Raw genomic sequence first — 16,472 nt, 5'->3', positions numbered from 1 at the left:
CCTTCCCGGGGGTGACGCAGCCAGGCGCTCGGTGTTTTGGCGGAGGAGTCACCCCCCCTGTCTTTCCTTGGCGGGAGGGTGATCAGGGTTAACCGCTTTCGGGGGGGCGGGCGCCGCCTCCCCCCCCCCCCACCGGTCCATCACGCGAGGACGATGCCGCAGGCGCTCATCAGCGCAGCTGCACGGGGGCTCCCCAAGCGGGGGTCTCGGCCGGTGAAAGCGACCAGCCGGTCCAGAGATGGTGCGCTTGCTTCGACGGCGATTTCGGGGCTGAAGGGCATGCCGGGGCCACGGTATTCCGGCTGGATCACGCCATTCCATGCCCGGCGATCGCGGTGTCGGATCACCGTGGCGGAGCACTTTGCGGGCTGGCCGGCGTCGTCAGTCACAGGCCGCATGCCCCGGTGTCGCACGAAGGGTGTCTGCCACCGTCTGACAGGCGAGCCGCGCCACGGCCCGTAGGTCCGTGTCCGAGGCTCCGGCGCGGCTGAGGACGGCCAGCGACTGATTGACTGCGACGACGAACGTGGCCAGCTCGTCAGCCAGTTCCCCAGGGGCGACTGAGGGGCCCGTCAGGGCTGTGCGTACTCGCCGGCGCTGGATGTCGAGCAGGGTGCGCACGCGAGCGCTGTTGTCCCCCTTGAGTATCGGCGCCTGCACGGCGGACTGGGCGACGAGGCATCCCGCAGGGACAGACGGATCGGCGATGCGCGCGAGGACGACGTCGAAGAATGCCTCGATGGCGCGTACCGGGTCGCCGGCATGGGTGGTGAGGGCCTGCTCGTATCGAGTGCCGTAGATCGAGGCGTAGCGGTCGAGGCACTGGCCGAAGAGCACGTCCTTGCCGCCGAAGGTGCCGTAGAGGGAGCCGCGGCCGAGACCGGTGGCGGACACCAAGACGTCCAGCGAGGCGTCCGTGTACCCGCGTTCCCAGAACACGCGCATCGCCTGGTCCAGAGCCGTGTCGACGTCGAACTGCTTGCGGCCTGACATGTTCCTCCTGCATTCCCTCGTGATCGTACACTCATGCTGTACCGATCGTTCCAAGATGGCTAGCGTGAGGGCGCTCCCGAAGTTGGAAGGTGCCGCCGTGATCGTTGAGAGGGCTCGTGAGGTTTCGGCCGGGGCTCACACGACCGAAGGGGGCTGGCGGGCGCGTACCGGATTTTGGCTCGTAGATGCGGTGTACGACCTGGTCATGCTGGGGTGGACGCCTGCCTGTTCCGCTCTACGCGCTCTCGGCGCCGCGAATGGGCTTCGGACCGTTCGCCGTGACACTGGTGTTCGCCGTCTACGCATCGGGGACCGTGCCGGCGTTGATGATGTTCGGGTCCCTGTCCGACCATACGGGGCGTCGGCCGCTCCTGGCCGGTGCTCTGGCCGGTGCGACCGCGAGCACCGCCTTGGTTTCCCGGCTTTCGACTACCTTCCTTGTCGCGGGCATCATGGTTTTCCAAAGGTCGCTGCCGCTCTACGTGGTCGGCCCCCTGCTTGCGGGCATCGGCGTCGGCGTCGGCCTGAAATTCCGCCGCGGCGTCGAGGTCACCCCGCGGCTCGTCCACCGCGACGGCGGCCGGATCCGCTGTCGACTGTCGAGCTATTTCCTCGCCGCTTGTGCCGGCACGATCGTGCCCACCCTGGCCCCGGGGCTGCTTCACGCGATCCTCGGCCAGGACATCGCATCCTCGCTGCAGTCTGTGGCTGTAGCCGCCATGACGCTCGCCACCGCCCGAAGGCGATCCGCAACACCGCACTTGTCGCATCCACGAAAGGAACAATCGTGAGCCGGTCCACAATCGACCTGCCCCCACTCGACGGCCCTGGCTCGGTGTCGCAGGCACCGATGCTCCCGGCCGGATTCACCGATACGTTCATGAGCCGCTACATCGACACCGGGGAACTGCACCTGCACGCGGTCATCGGCGGTGAAGGGCCCGCCCTGCTGCTGCTGGCCGGCTGGCCCCAGACCTGGTACGCCTGGCGCCTTCTCATGCCCGCGCTGGCCAGAGACTTCCAGGTCGTCGCGGTCGACCCACGCGGCGTCGGACTGTCCGACAAGCCCGGCGACGGGTACGACACCGCCACCCTCGCCGATGACCTCGCCGCGCTGATGACCGCGCTGGGACACCAACGATTCGCCATGGTCGGCCACGACATCGGAATGTGGACCGGCTATGCCCTGGCAGCGGACCACCCCGGTCGGCTCGATCGTCTGGCCGTCGCCGAAGCCGCGATCCCAGGCCTGTCCCCGTCACCACCTCTGTTCGGCAGTGCGGGGTCCAACGACCGACTCTGGCACTTCGGCTTCAACCGGCTCAGCGAGATCAACGAACGACTGGTCAAGGGGCGCGAACACATTTACTTCGGGCACCAGTTCGCGACCAAAGCCACAAAGAAGCTGCCCGAATACGCCGTCAAGCACTACGTCGACATCCTCGCGGCTGACCCGGACGCCCTGCGTGCCAGCTTCGAGTTCTACCGCGCGCTCGACACGACCATCGCGCAGAACCAGCGGCGCAAGTCACGGCAGCTCACCCTGCCCATCCTGACGATCGCAGGAGCGGACAACTCGGGTGAAATGGTCGGCGACACTATGAGGCTCGTGGCCGACGACGTGCAAAGCCTCATCATTCCCGAGTGCGGCCACTACCCGCCGGAAGAGGCACCGGAAGCGATGCTGGCCGCCCTCACCACTTTTCTGGCCCCGTACCGGGATAGCCCGAACAGTCCCCTGGCAATGTCGCGGTAGAAGAGCGCCAAGACACAAGCAGCCGCCTCGGAAGAGCAGCTCGACCCGCGCCGCCTTGCCGTCCCTCTTCGTTCGACCGGGCGGCGTTCGGTCTGACCGTGACGCTCGCCGAACGTCTGAGTACGCAAGGGCTTCGTCGTGGACTGCGCGGACAGCAGTAGCCGTTACAGCGCTCTTGCGGCATTGCACCGTGACGGGAGTGCCACGATCTCGTTGTCTCTGAACGGCCGGGTTCACTTCGATGACTACGAGGAGGCGCAGATGCACACGGCAGAGCCGGGCGACGTCGTGTACCCGCTGCTGTGCGCACTTCCCCTCCTGGGTGCCCACGCGCCCGACCGCGCTGCGTGAGCGGTCCGGCACACGTCGGCGATCAACCTGGTCGCAGACATGTCTGCTCATCCCAGCCTGGCACGCATCCTGGACCCCGACCGCCCCGACACCGTTCCCTTCCGGGTCGACCGGATCAACCCGGCACGGGTCGGCCCGCACCGCTCACACTGGAGCCGCGCAACCACGCCACAGTCAATGCACAGGTTCATCTGGACGACGTCACCGACCTCGACCGGGGCCTCCTCCAGACAGCCGCAGCGCTGGCGAAGCAACTCCTTCCGGCCTACGGGTATCCCGGGAACGGACTCGTCACCCACGCCGGCCACCTCCGGCCCGAGCAGTTCTCCCAGCGAACCTCCGGCGCCGTCGCGGATCCCGCACTCTCACCACGCGAGTCTGCCCGCGCCGGCCCCAGATGCGGGTGCGCGGCGGCGTCATCGCGGACTCGTCCTCGTCCTCATCCTCGACCGCGTGCTCGTCACGTTGCAGCGCACGACGGGGCGGGCTCAGTCAGGACCAGCCATGGCGGTGCAGCAGCCGCCACACTCCTGCGATCGAGCAGCTAATCTGGAAGCGGCCGATCAGTGTCGCGACGCGTTCCAGCGTCCACCGCTGATCTTCCGAGCCATGCGCGGCCGGCCCTTTGGCCAGCTGCTGCTCCCGGCAGAGCGAACCGTTCGTCCGACAGATTCGGCGGTTTCGCGGGTCCCTTCGACTTCAGACCCTCCATACCGCCCTCACGCCGGTTGCGGCGCTGGTGCTCCACCGAACGCACGCTCACCGGTTACTGCCACGGCGCCCTGGTGCGCTTGACCGGCAGAGTGTGCCGATGGCCGGCCGGTGTTCACGCCATTGCCTCCGCCGCGATGGGCTGTGCCGGCGGCAACGGTTCCAGCACAGCCCATTCTTAGCTGCTCAGATCACCGTCGGTCACAACGAAACCAGCGGCCGTCGCCCATGATCGCCGCCCGTGATCCCGACGCGAAACGACGAGCTCACGCCCACTTGGGGTTACGGCCGGTGAAAGCGACAAGCCGGTCCAGAGGCGGTGCGCTTGCTTCGATGGTGATTTCGGGGCCGAAGGGCATGCCGGGGCCACGGTACTCCGGCTGGATCACGCCTTCGAGCGCGGTGAGGGCATGCTGGCAGGTTTGCGGGTCCGGGTTCCAGGGCTGGCCGGTGGCGCGGGCCAGGTCCCAGCCGTGGCCGAGCGTTTCGATCAGGAGCAGGTCGATGACCACGGCGCCCGGATAGGCGCCGCCCAGCAGCGGAACGTTCACGGGAGTTGTCTCGATGCCAGCGGCGAGAGCCGATCGGATCGTGATGGTGAGCTGCTCGATCACGGCGCTCGGATGGTCGCGTCCCGTGAACGCGGACGGGTCGGGCCGGTCGCTGCCGGACGGGTCGGTGAAGGCAGCGTCGAAGTAGCTGAGCCAGCCCAGCAGGTGGCGGCGCAACCTGCTCACGTCGAAGTCGTCGCACGGAGTGGGCAGATTGTCCTGTTCGGGTGTGATGCCGACGCACAGGTGAGCCAGGCCTTCAAGTACCGGAAAGATCATGTGACAACCTCTTCTTGATTGGTAGCTATATCGTGGTAGGACAAGGGACTGGCCGGCGGGCCGAGTACGCGGCGGCGACCCGGCAGGCGATCCTGCCGGCAGCACGAGAGTTGTTCATCGAGCGGGGCTATTTCGCATCCCGGTGGGGGACGTCGCCCGCGCAGCGCGGGCAGCGGCGCCCACCGTTTACGCGGCGGTCGGAGGCAAGAGCGGTTTGCTACGCACACTCATCGAGGACGGGGTGCGCGCCGCGGAGGCCGGCGGCATCTACGATCGGATCGCTGCGCAAACCGACCCCTGCGCGCTGCTTCGCCTGCTCGTGGCCGCCACTCGAAACGGGTTCGAGCTCTGGTCGCCGATCATGCGTCTGGCTGCACCGATGCCTCACCGGCGCCCTGCTAGGCACGTAGGGTGCCTGCCGATCAGAACCGGCACGCTGTCGCGCCACGCGGAGGGTGCCGGTGCGCAGGTTCCGGCGACGGTCGGCGCTCCGCGCCAAGACGTTCACGTCCGATGGCACCGGCGCGCTGGGGAGCAGGGCAACTGGGCGCGTCTCGCGCTCCGGCGGCTGCGGCCAAGCTGCCAGCTGCACCCGTGGGCGCTAGCTCTAAGGACCGGCTGCCGGGTGCGCGGCCGGCGCGGTCACGGGGTCGAGGTAGAAGCGGGCGTGCGCAATCAGGCCATCACGTTCGACCCAGATGACTGGCCCGCCAAGCTCGGCGGCATCACCGTTGGCCCTGGTGCCCGTCAGCCTCCACTCCGACCAGACCTCGTCACCGTTCAGAGCGGTCCGCAGGACCTCGGCCTGGATATCGGGGATCTGCACGAAGATGCGCGCCCAATTCCGCACCACCAGGTCGTTGCCCGTGAAGTTCAGCGATGGGTGCAAAGGAATGATCGCTCTGTAGTCAGGGGTGAAGACGTCTCCGACTCTCCGTGGGTCGTGGGAGTTGATGGCGTCACGGAGACCCCGGACGCTGGCTGGCAGCTCGGGGGCGGCGGCAGTGGTCGGTATGAGGTGCACGAGAGTCTGCTTTCATCCTCTGATCGGTCATTGTCTTGTGCGGCCCGCCGGGGGCTTGACGACTACGGCAGCAGGTAAGAGATGTCGCTCTACCGCCCTGGTAAGCCGCTCGCTTCACAGAGACACACTCGGCGGTGGACGCTGGGGTGAGGTGGGGTGTTGGTCCGGGCTGCGGTTGCTGTCGGGAGTCAGTCAGTCAGTCGGGGTCGTTCAAAGGAACTGCAGGAGTTCGGTGTCGGCGGCGGTGCTCGCTGCTCGCGCGATCGTGGCCCTATCCGTCAGATGGAGGCCCAACACCTCAACACCGCATACGTCGATGAGTTCCGGTCGCCGCGCCGTGGCGTACACCTTGGCGGCTCCTCGCAGGAGCAATTCCTGCGCGAAGTACCGTCCGAGGTCGCCGACGCCAACGCCGGTGACCCCTGCGGTCCTTCCTTGCACCTTCATCGTTTCTCCCGGTCGCCTTGTCGGCTCTCACGCTATGAGGCTGTGCGGCTGCGGACCATGTCCGTACGGAGCGCTGTTCTTATCCACTTGTCGCATGCGGCGAGTGCATTAGTGTCGCGCTGTGGACCTCATCTCTGAAGTGCTTCGGCTGTCGGGCTTCCGCGGCACCCTCGGTCCCTGGATCGCGGCCGGAAGTGGCTGGTCGATCGAGCTGTCCGACAGTCCGGCTATGGCGGTGCACGCCGTCCTGGCCGGAACAGTCTGGTTGAGTCACGTTGACGGCAGGCAGTCCGAGCTGACGGCGGGTGACGTGGTCCTCCTACCGGCAGGGGTGTCGCATCGCCTGGGCGACACCGCGGGTTCTGCTAACTCGGCGCACCGGGTCCACGCTTCGGCCCCCTCGCCGGAGCCAGGGCACGGGCCACTGCGACTGGGCAACGGCGCGGTCCGGAGCCGATTGATGACGATCTTCTACGACTGCGACCACTCGACGAGGACGCAAGTGCTCGATGAGGTACCCGGTGTCGTGTACATCCCTGGCGGCGAGGTGGGTGGCGCGCACCTGGGGGACATCGTCAATCTGGTGGAGCGAGAGCTCTCGCGGCCACAACTCGGCACGCCCACGATCGTCGACAGCCTCGTTGAGATAGTGCTGATTCAGCTGGTGAGGGCGTGGTCGGCGCTGAACCCGACGCAGCAGCGCGGGACGTGGCTCGGCTGGGTTGAGGATCCGCTGGTTCGCGAGGCGATCGAGCGCATCCACGCTGATCCTGCGGCCGAGTGGACCGTCGACAGCTTGGCCTCCGCAGCCTCGGTGTCGCGAGCGACGCTGTCACGGCGGTTCCAGTCGAGCATGGCTCGAAGCCCCGCGAGGTACCTCGCCCAATGGCGGATGGACCTCGCGGCGATCCGCCTCCGCGACACCGCAGAGACCGTGGAGGACATCTCGGCGCAGGTGGGTTACCGATCCGTGCCCTCTTTCACCCGCGCCTTCGCACGCAATCGCGGATGTTCCCCCGGCGCCTACCGTGCACAAGTGCGTGCACAAAGCGCACTTGAGCCCCGTGCGCCTGGCCGTCGCCTCTGAGGTCGACGGCATCGCTGTCCGCACCGGAGCGTGTGCTGGGTCGTTGCGTCACCCGGCTTGGAGATCATCAGCCGGTACAGGGCGATCGCCTACGCGAAGGTGCCCGACGCGAGGCCCCCGACACCCTACAGGTCGCCGACCGGTTCCACCTGTGACAGGGCCTCGGCCGAGCCGTGGAGACCTGCGTCGCCACCCACCGCGACTGCCTGCGCAACCCATCGCCCAGCAGCATGCTGTCGCAGGCCACCCGACTGGCTTCCGGTCGGCCGCAGGACGACTCGGCGCCCGTCGGCCGGCGGCCCGCGCGAAAGAAGGCAGAACATGCCCTGGTCCACGAGCTTCTTGCTCAAGGTCACTCACGCCGGGCGATCGCCCGGAACCTGGGCTGGGGCCTCAACACCGTGCTCAGATACGCGAACGCCGCACGCCGGCAGGACACCATCCGTGAAAACCGTCCCCGACCCAGCAGGCTGGCCCCTACCAGCCCTGCCTGGGGCGGCGATTCGCAGAGGGATGCACCAGCACCATCCGGCTCCACAACGAACTCGTTGCCGACCACGCGCCCGTCACCTACCAGATGGTCCGCGCCCACATCGCCACCCTCCGCGGGACTCCAGCCGGCGCCCCGCCCCGGCCTCCGACGGTTCGCCAGGTGACCGGCTGGATCACCCGACACCCGCCACGCTGAGCGAGGAAGACAGCGCCGGCCTGAAGGACGTGTCCCCGTCAGTGAACTCGCCATGCGATGGGACGCGAAGGACTGGAACGAGCCAGAGAGCATGAGAACCGGCCATTCCATGGAACGGAACACCTCGTTCCTTCGATGCAGTGAAATCCGGGGATGCACCGACCCTTACATCCGGACATACCTGAATTGCCTTCTCCAAACGAACGCGAAATCGGTGCGGACTCGTGGTTGACACACGTGGCATCAGGTCGTGATCATGCAGTTCGGATCAAGGCGCATGATCCACCCGGTCCCGAAACGGTGGGCGTGCGGGCGACTGTCTTCCTCGCCCGCCACGTCATCCGAATCCACTTCTCCCGGAAGGGAATTCCAGGCTCAGGGCGAGGAATCCGTCAGCGCTCCGCGTCCAGATGCGACTTTCGGGCCGTGGGCCCTCCTCCGCCCGGCAGAGCCGGCGTTCGGGCGACCCGGCTGGAGAAATTCATTTCGCCGCCATATCCGCTACCCAATTATGACACCCGTGATTCCGCGTGCCCGGACGCGGGTGACGAAGGAGTGTGCACATGACGTTCAACGCTCTGATGGGCACGTCCCCGAACGGTGACGAACTGCCGCGGGTCGGCGCCACCGCACGGCTCCACACCGTGATCAGCGGCCACTGGTCCTCGGACGTCCTGCTGCGCCTGCGCCTGAGGCGATGGCCGGACCCGGCGGAGCCGCAACCTGAGGGCCACGAGGTGGTCGCCCTCGACGACGGCGGCTACGCGCACACCGTGGACACCGGCACCGGCTTCGTCACGGTGCAATTCACGCCCGAGCCGGACTCCGCCCCGTACGCGCTCGAGCACAGCGATCCGCCGACCCCACGCTGGCGCGCAGCCGTGCTCACGGAAAGCGTCCAGTCGGACGATCCGACGCCGGCTGCGGTCGCCCGGGCGCTGGCCGAGGCCCTGCGGAGCGAAGGCGCCGCCTTCAGCGAAACCGAGGTGGCGAAACTGTGGGAGGCGATGCCGCTGCTGCGCCGGTACGCCACCGAGGACAGCGCCCTCGCCGACTGGGCACTGATATTCCGCGACCATTACGTGGAGAACAGCGTCGGCTTCCTGCTGGCGGCCGAACGCGCCGGATTCTCACCGCAGTGGATCTACGCCCTGGACAAGGGCGACAAAACGTTACGCCGGGACCGCGTGCACGGATGGTTCCTGTCGCGAGGCTACCGCAGCGCCACCCTTGACAACTCCGTCGTGAACGGCACCGCCACTGACGAGGAAGTGCGCCGGGCGCGCGAGGTGGGCTCCGACGTGGATGCCTTCATCCGGGCGGCACACGCCGACGGTCGGCGCGTGCTGATGGTCGACGACGGTGGCATCATCGCCCTCGGCTCCGCACGCGAGCGCCTGGTCACCGAACAGCCCGACGCCGCGCTGGAGTTGACCGTCAGCGGCCTCAAACGCATATCGACGGCCACCGACATGCGCCTTCCCGTCCTCAACATGGCGCGCTCCGAGGTCAAGACGCACCTGGCCTACAACGAGATCGCCGATTCCTGCGTGCGGCGGCTGCGCGCCATCGTGCCGGGGGAGAAGTTCGTGGGCCGGCGGGTGCTGTCCCTGGGCTTCGGCACTCTGGGCGCCCGGGTCGCCAGGGCCCTGCGCGCGACCGGGTGCCGCGTCACCGTCGTGGACACCGACACACTCGCCCTCGTACGTGCCGCCGAGGAGGGCTTCGACACCAGCCGCTCGGCCCATGAGGCACTGCGGCGCACCCGCCCCTTCCTGATCATCGGGACCACCGGCGAGGACGCGCTTACCGAGGCCGACCTGGCACTGCTGCCCGACAGCGTGCTCCTGGCCGGATTCGCCACCCGGGACTTCAGCCTGCTCAGCGAGCGTCGCGTCGCCACGACGGCGTCGGATGTCCCCGGCGTGGGCGTCCGCTACACCTTGCCCGAGCGCCGCTCGGCCGTCCTCCTCGGCGACGGCCGGTCCCTGAACCTCTACGCCTACGAGGGCATCCCCAACCGGGGCTATGACGCCTACCGCGCCGCCACCCTGGTCGCCGCCAAGCACCTGTGTCGGGCCGCCGCCAACCTGGCGTCCGGCATCCACCTCGATGTCGTAGACGAAGTGGTGCGCAACGCAGGGCTGTTCGACGCGTACTACGACACGTATCTCGCCGACACGGCCCAGCCGACCGAAGCCGGCGTCGAGGACGATGGGGGCGCCGCATGAGTGACCTGCCCCGCGTTTGCGTCGTCGGCTACGGAGTGGCCGGCAAACTGCACCACCGTCTGCTGGAAGCCGCCGGTCTGCGCGTGTGCACCGTGGACCCGGCCCTGACCGGCATGCCCGTCGGCGTCCACCGCCACCGGCCCATCGAGCACAGCCCTACCGTGCGGGACATGGCGGGCCCCGTGCACCTGTGGTCACTCTGCACGCCCACCCAGATACACGTCGACGTCCTGGCGCAGGTCCTGAAACGTGACCCGCGAGCCCGCGTCATCATGGAGAAACCCGCCTGCCGGGCACAGGACGTGCCCCGTCTCCTGGATCTGCTGGAGCGGCATCCCGGGGCGCGCGTGGTCGTGATGAACCAGTACCGGCACGCCCACGCGCTGCGCCTGCTGGACGACCTCCGGCGCCATCACATGCCGGACCATCCGGTGACAGCGGTGCGCGTCGCCTTCAGCAAGGACCGGCGGCCCGACATGGAGGCGGGCCGGTTCGTCGACCGCGACCACGGCGTCTTCGGCTACGAATGGCCGCACATGCTGGCGGTGGCGAGCCGGCTGCTGCCGCCCGACGCCTACCGTGCCTATGTCGAGAGCCCGGTCGAGGACGTACGCGGCATCATCGACGAGGACTACTTCGTCACCGCCGCCCGGGAACGCGCCGTGGTGGCGGACGGCGTGGAACTGGAGCTGTACTCGTCCGTCGTCGGCGACGCACCGGAGGACACCGACGTCCCCGACTGGGCCCGACCTTTCGGTCACTCCACCGGCGGCCGCCGACGGCTCGCCCAACTCCAGGTAGGCCCGGCGTTGTTCACGGCGGAACTGGACCCCGTAGCACTGCCGGACGGCAGCCGGCTGCCCGGCAACACCCACCGGCTGACGGCCCAGCTGCCCAACGGATGCCAGGAGACGCTGGTGAACGACTCCCCCATGGACAACGCCCTGCGCACCGCGGTCGCCCGGCTGCTCGGCGACCTGCCCCTGCCCCCGGTCGACCTGCGGCCCGTGCACCGCATCAGCGCCTTGGCGGGCCACTTCGGGCATGCCCGTGCGACCGCCGCGGCCGGACGCCTGAGCGGAGGCGCCGTATGAGCAGGCTCCGCTTCGGCGTCATCGGCTGCGGTGTGATCGGTGGCCTGCACGCCCGGGTGCTCAGCACCTACCCACCGCTCGCTGAACGGGCGCGACTCGTCGCCGTCGCATCGCCCTCACCCGAGCGCGCACGCCAGCTGGCCGAGGAGACCGGCAGCGAGGCGACGGACGTCGCCACCCTGATCGAGCGCTCTGATATCGATGTCGTCAGCGTATGCACCCCCAGTGGCCTCCACGCCGAGCTCGGGCTGCGGGCACTGGCCGCAGGCAAGCACGTCGTCGTGGAGAAGCCCATCGACGTGACCGCCCGAGCGGCGGACCGGCTGATCACCGGTGCACGACAGGCCGGGCGCGCCCTGGCCGTCATCAGCCAGCGCCGCTTCGACCCCGCCTCCCGGACTCTGCGTGCCGCCCTGGACGCCGAAGAGTTCGGAACGCTGACGTCAGGGCTGGTGGAAGTCCCCCTGTGGCGCGGCCAGTCCTACTACGACTCAGGCGGCTGGCGCGGCAACCGGGCCCTGGACGGCGGGGGCGCGCTCCTCAACCAAGGGGTGCACGCCCTCGACCTCCTCCAGTGGCTGATGGGCCCGGTCGTCGAGGTCACCGCGCACACTGCCCTCAAGGGGCACCACGGCATCGAAGTCGAGGACGTCGTCACCGCGAGCATGCGGCATGCCAGCGGCGCCCTGACGTCCCTGCTGGCGACGACCGCGGCGTATCCGGGGCGCACCACGCGCCTGACGGTCCACGGCGACCGGGGAAGCGCCGTGATCGACAACGACGAACTCACCTGGTTCCATGCCGCCGGGCGGCAGGACACCACCTCCGCCTACGGTGCCTACGGAGCGGGCAACCAGGCCGCCGAGCGCTGTCCTGCCGCGCCCGCCGGGCAGCGGGACGCCAGCGGCCTGCTCCCCTCGCCGCACGGCGACCAACTCCTCGACTTCTGCGACGCGGTCGCCGAGGGCCGGGCCCCCACCGTCGACGGCGAGGAGGGCCGCAGGGCCCTGCTGACCGTGCTCGCGGTGTACGAGGCGGCGCGCACCGGCGCCGTCACACAGGTGGCACCAGCCGCTGAGACGTCACCCGCCCCTTCCTCCCCCATGACCCCGGAGCAGGCATGACCAGTGTGAGTTTCGTCGTCGCCGACGACGAGTTCGAGCGTGACTTCCTGCAGCTTCCCCTGGACGTGGCCAACGCGGCCGCCCTCCTCAGGCGGGACGGGGTGGACGTCGTCGTCTGGGACCGCCGCCTGAGCGACGAGGCGCCCCGAGTCGACGCGGTCGACGTGGCCGTCGTCGTGACGGCGATCGCGGACCGCGCCCAGTGCTACCCCCTCGATCTGGGCCCGGTGCGCACCGCCGTGGAACAGGTGCGGCTGACTTGGCCGCAGGCCACCGTCCTCGCCGTCGGCCCGCACGCCACCCAACTGCCCACGGCCACGCTGCGCGAGCTGGGCGTGGACCATGTAGCGCGCGGCGAGGCGGACGCGGCGGCGGTGCACGGCGTACGGGACCTGTTGAGCAGCAAGCCGGTGCTGGGCGAACTGCCGCTGAGCGGGACGTATCCGCCGCTGGACTTCGACGGCGCGCCCCTGCCCGCCTACGACCTGCTGGACCTGACTGCCTACACGGCCGAGACGTTCACCGGCGGACGGGTCAGGCGCGGGCCGTGCGGCATGGTGCTGGGCGTCCGCGGCTGCACCTACGGATGCACGTTCTGCCATCTGCCGTTCGGCACGCGGATGCGCCCGGAGCCCGTGGAGCGCACGCTCGCGGAGATCGCGGAAATGCGCGAACGCGGCGTTGACTCGCTGTTCTTCCTCGACTACGTCTTCGGTCTGCACCCGACCTTCTACAAGGAGCTGTGCACCGGACTCGTCGGAGGCGGTCTGGGCTGGAGCGGGCAGAGCCGAGCGGAGGTGGTCCTGCGCCAGGACGTGGACCTGTGGGCCGCCGCGGGATGCAACGGGATGTGGCTGGGCGCCGAGTCGCCGGCTGTCGCGCAGACCGGCGTCGGCAAACGTGTCCCGGCGGAGAAGATCGACGCCGCGATCCGCCGGCTCTCGACAGCCGGGATCACGCCGTTCGCCTTCATCCTGCTGGGCCTGCCCGGTGACCCGGCCTGCCTGAGCGGCGAAGTAGTCGACTGGGCCGCCTCGCTGCCGGGATACTTCGGGCTCAACCAGCTCTTCCTGCGCCCTGGCACCCCGCTCTACGACGAATTGGCGGCCGACTACAACGGCGGTACGAAGCCCGCGACATGGGTCGAGGTGGAAGCGGTGACGCGGCGCTACCGGGAGCGCTATCCGGTCAGCCTTGACGATCTGTGGCAGCGGCTCGTCAAGCTGCCGAACTACATCGGCAACGCGATGGCCGCCGTATGAGCACTGGCCACTTCGTAGCCGCCGCCATGCCGGTACGACCCACCCGGCCCGGGGCCCAACGGCAAGACTCCGTCGTACCGTGACTGCGGATGCCCAAAGCGCGGCACTCGAGGCGACTGCCGCCAGCCCGGTGCTACCGCGCGCGTTCTGGTGGCTGTGGACCGCCACGCTCGTCAACCGGCTCGGCGGCTTTGTCGTCGTGTTCCTATCGCTGTACGTGACGCTCGACCGGGGCTACTCGGCGTCCTTCGCGGGGCTCGTCACCACCCTGTACGGCGTCGGCGGTGCCGTCGGCTCGGTCGTCGGCGGCTTGCTCGCCGACTGGTTTGGCCGACGGAAGACGCTGTTGGGTGCTCAACTCCTGAGCGCCGTCGGCGCGGGGGCGCTCGCCTTCACCCAGGGGCAGGCCGCGCTCGCGGTCACCGCGTGCCTGGTCGGCCTGGCGGGCAACGCCTCCCGGCCGGTCGTCCAAGCCGTGGTGGCCGACATGGTCACCGCGACGGCACGGGTCAGGGCCTTCTCCCTCGTCTACTGGGCCGTCAACATCGGCGTGGCGGTCTCCGCCGCGCTCGCCGGAGTGCTGGCGCAGCGCGGATACACCCTGCTGTTCCTCGGTGAGGCGGCCGTGACCGTGGTATGCGCACTGACCGTGTACCTCGCGGTGCCCGAGACGCGTCCCGCTCCGGCCCGGCACGGAGACGACACCAAGCCGGGGACGCAGGCGGGGGAACTGTCACGAGCACGACGTTTCGTGGCCTTCGTGGCCGTGACCTTCCTGGTGGGGCTACTGATGCAGGAGGTCAGTACCGCGCTGCCGCTCACCATGACACGAGCGGGCCTCAGCGCACGCGACTACGGCCTGGTCATCAGTCTCAACGGCCTTCTCGTAGTCGCGCTGCAACTCCCCGCAGGTCGCATCCTCGCCCGACACGGTCCGGCGGCGCCGCTGGCCGTCGGGAGCCTACTGCTGGGCGGGGGGCTGGGGATGACGGCCTTGGCGGCCTCCCTCTGGACGTACGCCCTCACCGTCGTGGTGTGGACGGTCGGCGAGATCCTCCTGGCCCCGACCGCCATGGCCGCCGTGGCCGACCTCGTGCCCGGCCACGCGCACGGACGCTACCAGGGGGTGTATAGCTTCGCCTGGTCCGCGGCGGCATGCGTCGCGCCGGCGGTCTCGGGATACGCACTGGACACCGTGGGCCCGACCACCCTGTGGTGCGCGAGCGCGACGCTGGGCGCGCTCGCGTCCGCGGGGTACTTCCTCATTCTGCGCGGACGGCGCGACGGCTGACGGCCGAGACGACCGACGAGCAGCACGATCGACGAGCAGAAGGGTGCACAGGGATGGCTGATGAGATTACCTTTTGGGACTTCTCGAGGTCGCAGGCGCTCAGCCGTTACAACGGTTCGAGCATCGACGTGCGGGAGATCGCGGAATTGTGCGGTGTCCGCGGCGAGGTCGAAGCCGTCGAAGCGCAATTCCCGTCGGCGGACGAGATGGCGAGAATCCATCCCCTGGCACTGAAGCGGCCGCGCCGGTGGGAGGCAGCGATCGCCGCGATGATCTACGCCTCCAGCGGACAGATCGCCTTACGGGAGGAGATCATCAAGGCGCGGGAGCTACTGGACCGGCTGCCGAAGCCCGATCGAAGCGCTCTCACCGTGTCACGCATGCTGGCGCTGGTCCCCGCCATGATCGCCGGCTTCCGCTTCAGTCGGCAGGGCGAGACGTTCAACCCGGAGGCGAACCGCTATCTGGAAGGCGCGCGTTTCCTGTCGGTGCTGCTGGAGGAGCGGCCGGCCCTCGATGTGGAGATCGGACTGTGCGCGCACCGGGCCGGCGTGAGCAATCCGGTTCTTCCGGAGCACGTCAGCTCGACGGGCGCGAACCGCATGGTCGCGTTCGTGGCCTCGCTGCTGGACAATTCGCGGGCGAGGCAGCGCACGGTCAGCGTCTCTCAGCAGACGGCGACCGACCGGGCCGCCGGCACGGTCAACTCCCTCGTCTTCTTGCACTACGCGCTCGAAGGAAAGCTGGAACTCTTCCTCCGCACCCTCGACCAGCACGCGGACGACATACGAGCGGTGCTGGCGCGGCACAACGCCGCCTCGGCGACGCGTTTCCGGTTCACCCCGCTCGATCCGTTCAGCGAGGTGGTGGAGCGGGACATGGAGGAGGTGTTCGGACCGGGCTGGACCAGTGCGCCCACCGATCCGCGATGGAGAGGCGGGCAGACGCTGGACTCGGCCGTCAAGGAGGCGAAGGGGAAGATGGCGCGGTTCATGCGGAACCCGCCGCTGGACATCGACCGTCTGCTCAGGCTGCACAAGGACTCCGAGTCTCCCAGTGAGCGAGGTGTGTCGGCACTCCATTGGTTCGACCGGCACCAACGGCAATCGCTCGACGTCCGGGCCCGTTACGACGTCGCCTTCCACTACCGCCTGGCCCTGTCCACGCTGGAGAAGGACGGCGTGGGGATCGGCATGGAACGGGGGTGGGATGCGTACCAGTGGCTCGCCTGGAGCGCCGCGTACGGCTCCGCCCGAACAGCGATGCCGCTCCTGTACGCCAGAAGCTCGACCGAGCCCGCGAGCCACGTCTCCCTGCGGAGCTTCAATCTCCGGCAGTTCTGGTGAGAGGCAAGCCACCACAGGGCCGATGCAGCTCGACGTCGTCGACGTCGTCGACGCGGCATCCGGCATCCCGGGCCGCCCGCCACACGGCCAGCGCGACCGGCCTGGTGACCGGCAACCAGGTCGCGACCATCTCCGCCTGCTCGGCCGGGATGCCGGTGCCCTCTTCCTCGATCCGCTCGACGTGTGCCGGCGCATCCGCGCCCCGCCTCGATCACGTCCCACGTGTCGCCGCACTCT

The 16,472-nt window shown here is 69.0% G+C and carries 15 protein-coding genes; 10 read left to right on the top strand and 5 right to left on the bottom strand.

Annotation, left to right across the window (positions count from 1 at the left end; genetic code table 11):
* Positions 1-381 precede the first annotated feature (381 nt).
* Positions 382-993, bottom strand: a complete 612-nt coding sequence (locus ACZ4M3_RS29945) for a TetR/AcrR family transcriptional regulator (RefSeq protein ID WP_467737883.1) — start codon at positions 991-993, stop codon at positions 382-384.
* Positions 994-1,271: 278 nt separating this feature from the next.
* On the opposite strand from ACZ4M3_RS29945, the gene ACZ4M3_RS29940 reads away from it, so the two are divergent.
* Together ACZ4M3_RS29940 and ACZ4M3_RS29935 are read left to right on the top strand one after the other, a co-directional pair.
* A complete protein-coding gene (locus tag ACZ4M3_RS29940; protein WP_467737881.1) occupies positions 1,272-1,784 on the top strand; it encodes a hypothetical protein in 513 nt (170 codons plus the stop codon).
* A gap of 59 nt (positions 1,785-1,843) precedes the next feature.
* Positions 1,844-2,749 (top strand): alpha/beta fold hydrolase, encoded by a 906-nt coding sequence (locus ACZ4M3_RS29935; RefSeq protein WP_467738011.1) that lies wholly within the window; start codon positions 1,844-1,846, stop codon positions 2,747-2,749.
* An 843-nt stretch (positions 2,750-3,592) separates the two neighbouring features.
* Here ACZ4M3_RS29935 and ACZ4M3_RS29930 read toward each other — a convergent pair.
* From ACZ4M3_RS29930 to ACZ4M3_RS29915, 4 genes are all read right to left on the bottom strand, one after another.
* Positions 3,593-3,664, bottom strand: a complete 72-nt coding sequence (locus ACZ4M3_RS29930) for a winged helix-turn-helix domain-containing protein (protein WP_467738009.1) — start codon at positions 3,662-3,664, stop codon at positions 3,593-3,595.
* 413 nt (positions 3,665-4,077) lie between these two features.
* Entirely contained in the window at positions 4,078-4,641 is a 564-nt protein-coding gene (locus ACZ4M3_RS29925) for a TIGR03086 family metal-binding protein (protein WP_467737879.1), read from the bottom strand.
* 607 nt (positions 4,642-5,248) lie between these two features.
* Complete coding sequence (locus ACZ4M3_RS29920) at positions 5,249-5,665, bottom strand: nuclear transport factor 2 family protein (protein ID WP_467737877.1); 417 nt, start codon at positions 5,663-5,665, stop codon at positions 5,249-5,251.
* A gap of 210 nt (positions 5,666-5,875) precedes the next feature.
* Positions 5,876-6,112: a hypothetical protein gene (locus tag ACZ4M3_RS29915; protein WP_467737875.1), complete on the bottom strand. Its 237-nt coding sequence runs from the start codon at positions 6,110-6,112 to the stop codon at positions 5,876-5,878.
* 121 nt (positions 6,113-6,233) lie between these two features.
* Here ACZ4M3_RS29915 and ACZ4M3_RS29910 point away from each other — a divergent pair, with 121 nt between their 5' ends.
* The 8 genes from ACZ4M3_RS29910 (at position 6,234) to ACZ4M3_RS29875 (ending at position 16,235) form a co-directional block, all read left to right on the top strand.
* A complete protein-coding gene (locus ACZ4M3_RS29910) occupies positions 6,234-7,199 on the top strand; it encodes a cupin domain-containing protein (RefSeq protein WP_467737873.1) in 966 nt (321 codons plus the stop codon).
* Between the two features lie 230 nt (positions 7,200-7,429).
* A complete protein-coding gene (locus ACZ4M3_RS29905; RefSeq protein ID WP_467738007.1) occupies positions 7,430-7,855 on the top strand; it encodes a helix-turn-helix domain-containing protein in 426 nt (141 codons plus the stop codon).
* Positions 7,856-8,450: 595 nt separating this feature from the next.
* Positions 8,451-10,118: a hypothetical protein gene (locus ACZ4M3_RS29900; RefSeq protein WP_467737871.1), complete on the top strand. Its 1,668-nt coding sequence runs from the start codon at positions 8,451-8,453 to the stop codon at positions 10,116-10,118.
* Positions 10,115-11,212 (top strand): Gfo/Idh/MocA family oxidoreductase, encoded by a 1,098-nt coding sequence (locus ACZ4M3_RS29895; protein ID WP_467737869.1) that lies wholly within the window; start codon positions 10,115-10,117, stop codon positions 11,210-11,212. Before ACZ4M3_RS29900 ends, ACZ4M3_RS29895 begins: the two co-directional genes overlap by 4 nt.
* Positions 11,209-12,336, top strand: a complete 1,128-nt coding sequence (locus tag ACZ4M3_RS29890) for a Gfo/Idh/MocA family protein (protein WP_467737867.1) — start codon at positions 11,209-11,211, stop codon at positions 12,334-12,336. The genes ACZ4M3_RS29895 and ACZ4M3_RS29890 overlap by 4 nt, the downstream gene beginning before the upstream one ends.
* Positions 12,333-13,598 (top strand): B12-binding domain-containing radical SAM protein, encoded by a 1,266-nt coding sequence (locus tag ACZ4M3_RS29885; RefSeq protein WP_467737865.1) that lies wholly within the window; start codon positions 12,333-12,335, stop codon positions 13,596-13,598. The genes ACZ4M3_RS29890 and ACZ4M3_RS29885 overlap by 4 nt, the downstream gene beginning before the upstream one ends.
* A 130-nt stretch (positions 13,599-13,728) precedes the next feature.
* Entirely contained in the window at positions 13,729-14,889 is a 1,161-nt protein-coding gene (locus ACZ4M3_RS29880; RefSeq protein WP_467737863.1) for an MDR family MFS transporter, read from the top strand.
* A 53-nt stretch (positions 14,890-14,942) separates the two neighbouring features.
* Positions 14,943-16,235 carry a hypothetical protein gene (locus ACZ4M3_RS29875; RefSeq protein WP_467737861.1) on the top strand — a complete coding sequence of 431 codons (1,293 nt, stop codon included), beginning with the start codon at positions 14,943-14,945 and terminating at the stop codon, positions 16,233-16,235.
* The last annotated feature ends 237 nt before the right edge of the window (positions 16,236-16,472 follow it).

Source organism: Streptomyces sp. NPDC026522 (assembly GCF_055567555.1).
Note: the sequence above shows the minus strand (reverse complement) of the source record. Positions and strands in the feature narration are given on the sequence as shown.

Excerpts from the sequence above, each read along its gene's own strand:
- ACZ4M3_RS29945 (WP_467737883.1), bottom strand. The coding sequence starts at position 993 with ATGTCAGGCCGCAAGCAGTTCGACGTCGACACGGCTCTGGACCAGGCG.
- ACZ4M3_RS29935 (WP_467738011.1), top strand. The coding sequence starts at position 1,844 with ATGCTCCCGGCCGGATTCACCGATACGTTCATGAGCCGCTACATCGAC.
- ACZ4M3_RS29925 (WP_467737879.1), bottom strand. The coding sequence starts at position 4,641 with ATGATCTTTCCGGTACTTGAAGGCCTGGCTCACCTGTGCGTCGGCATC.
- ACZ4M3_RS29915 (WP_467737875.1), bottom strand. The coding sequence starts at position 6,112 with ATGAAGGTGCAAGGAAGGACCGCAGGGGTCACCGGCGTTGGCGTCGGC.
- ACZ4M3_RS29905 (WP_467738007.1), top strand. The coding sequence starts at position 7,430 with ATGCTGTCGCAGGCCACCCGACTGGCTTCCGGTCGGCCGCAGGACGAC.
- ACZ4M3_RS29900 (WP_467737871.1), top strand. The coding sequence starts at position 8,451 with ATGACGTTCAACGCTCTGATGGGCACGTCCCCGAACGGTGACGAACTG.
- ACZ4M3_RS29895 (WP_467737869.1), top strand. The coding sequence starts at position 10,115 with ATGAGTGACCTGCCCCGCGTTTGCGTCGTCGGCTACGGAGTGGCCGGC.
- ACZ4M3_RS29890 (WP_467737867.1), top strand. The coding sequence starts at position 11,209 with ATGAGCAGGCTCCGCTTCGGCGTCATCGGCTGCGGTGTGATCGGTGGC.
- ACZ4M3_RS29885 (WP_467737865.1), top strand. The coding sequence starts at position 12,333 with ATGACCAGTGTGAGTTTCGTCGTCGCCGACGACGAGTTCGAGCGTGAC.
- ACZ4M3_RS29875 (WP_467737861.1), top strand. The coding sequence starts at position 14,943 with ATGGCTGATGAGATTACCTTTTGGGACTTCTCGAGGTCGCAGGCGCTC.